This is a genomic window from Caballeronia sp. INML2, from assembly GCF_023631365.1.
In the GTDB taxonomy this organism is placed as follows: Bacteria; Pseudomonadota; Gammaproteobacteria; order Burkholderiales; family Burkholderiaceae; genus Caballeronia; species Caballeronia turbans.
In genome coordinates, this window is sequence record NZ_JALQDH010000169.1 from 1 (window position 1) to 1,863 (window position 1,863).

1 protein-coding gene and 2 pseudogenes are annotated in these 1,863 nt (G+C 58.2%); 2 read left to right on the top strand and 1 reads right to left on the bottom strand.

What is annotated here, in order from left to right:
* Positions 1-157: 157 nt before the first annotated feature.
* Positions 158-282, top strand: a pseudogene (locus NCT32_RS37800) (IS630 family transposase); the annotation flags it as partial.
* Between the two features lie 60 nt (positions 283-342).
* Here NCT32_RS37800 and NCT32_RS36750 read toward each other — a convergent pair.
* Positions 343-528, bottom strand: a pseudogene (locus tag NCT32_RS36750) (transposase); the annotation flags it as partial.
* 324 nt (positions 529-852) lie between these two features.
* Here NCT32_RS36750 and NCT32_RS36755 point away from each other — a divergent pair.
* Positions 853-1,689, top strand: coding sequence for a tyrosine-type recombinase/integrase (locus NCT32_RS36755; RefSeq protein WP_250491537.1), 837 nt, complete (start codon positions 853-855; stop codon positions 1,687-1,689).
* The last annotated feature ends 174 nt before the right edge of the window (positions 1,690-1,863 follow it).

Below are 1,863 nucleotides of genomic sequence, written 5' to 3' on the forward strand. Positions count from 1 at the left end.
TCATCCGCTGCTGCGCAATCCCCGAGCCGACTTGATCGTAACGCCGCACGTCGCATGGCGTACGCAGGTAGCGATGAACCGGCTGGTGACGCAGTTGGCCGCGGGCATCGAGGAGCACTATGCGCAGGTAGCGTAAGACCGAAAAGATCAGACGGAGCCTCGGACGAGGTCCGTGCTGTGCGTGGACGAGAAGGGTCAAATTCAGGCGCTGGATCGCACGCAGCCATGCTGCCGCTGGCACAGGGCATTGCTGAGCGACGTACGCACGACATTGACTTCCATTTCTCCGTTGGAAGCCATTCTCTCAAGTTTCAACCGGTCCGAAAATCTTCAGGCAGGTCAGAGCCAGGAAGCAGAAGTCGGAGTGAAGTGCACATGAAAGCGCGGATGACGTGCGAACCAGTTCTTGATCGAGGGCGTCCTATACTTAACGTAGTTGTCCATCACCAGATGGACGTTCAGATCGGGCAGTACGGTAGCGTCGATAGTGCGCAGGAACTGCACAAAGCCACTGCTTGTGAACTTTCGCCGTTAAGGTGCCAAACCGTTTTCGGCGTAAGGCGCCAGGGACTTTTCGGCGTTTAGGCGCCACAAGTCTTTCGGCATATAGGCGCCGGTAGATTTTCGCCGTAAAGGCGCCACTGGCGTCCGAGTCGGGCGCTCGAACTTCGCCAACCGCTACCCTCCTGGCACGCATTTGCTCCGGAGGGTGGCTTGAAGAGGAAGTTCGAGATGTACCCATATCTGTCAACGCCGACTGAAACCTGACCCATATGCTCATATCGCGACACGTGGAAGATGTTCCTTCAATTTACTGCCAGCCGTGGGCGACGGCAGATCACGCAGTTGTCGTTGGCGGACCTGCAGGCCAGCGAGGTGCTCGCGTTCCTCGATTATCTCGAGAAGGACAGAAAGGTGTCCATCGGCACGCGCAACTGTCGTCTTGCCGCTATCCACAGCTTCTTTGCTTTCGTCGCCCATCGCGAGCCTCTTGCGATTGCGCAATGCACAAAGATCGCACAGATTCCGGTAAAGAAGACGTCCCGGCCCGTCATGTGTTACATGGATGCCGAGGAGATTGCAGCGGTCCTTCAAGAGCCCGACCAATCGAGCCTGGAAGGGCTGAGGGATCACGCGTTGCTCGCGTTCCTGTACAACACGGGAGCACGAATTCAGGAGGCGCTGGATGTGTGTCCACGAGCCATCCGCTTTGAATCTGCTGCACAAGTAGAGCTGTTCGGCAAAGGACGAAAGTGTCGTATCTGTCCCTTGTGGCCGGAAACGGTCGCGATAATCAAGGCGCTGCTCAGGCGACAGCCGCGTGAGGGTGACGAGCCTATCTTCGTCAATCGATATGGCCAGCCGCTCAGTGCAGCCGGGGTTCGCTTCAAGCTCAAGCAGTACGTTCAGTCAGCTTCGCAGCACATGCCATCGCTCGCGACAAAGCGGATCACGCCGCACACGTGGCGTCACAGCGTCGGAGTTCAGCTCGTCGCTGCCGGTGTTGACGTGACGGTGATCCGCAGCTACCTCGGACACGCGCGACTGGATACGACCAATCACTACGCTCGAGCCAATCTCGATACCAAGCGAAAAGCGCTCGAGCAGGTTGACCCCTCAACAAAGCCCGGGCTGCCGCCGCGTTGGAAGAGGAATCCGGAGTTGCTGACCTGGCTCGAATCGCTGTGAAGGGCACACGCCCATAATGAGAAGGTCATGCGGCCTACCGGCCAGCAGATTCCGGAAGGTGGACCGCTTCCTTCTCATCACGCGCTCCTTCTGATTAGCAGAAGCCGCGCAGGTTGATTTCGGCGCAGGTCCGACCATCACCGATGCGCACACCGGCGAGATCCACAAAACGTG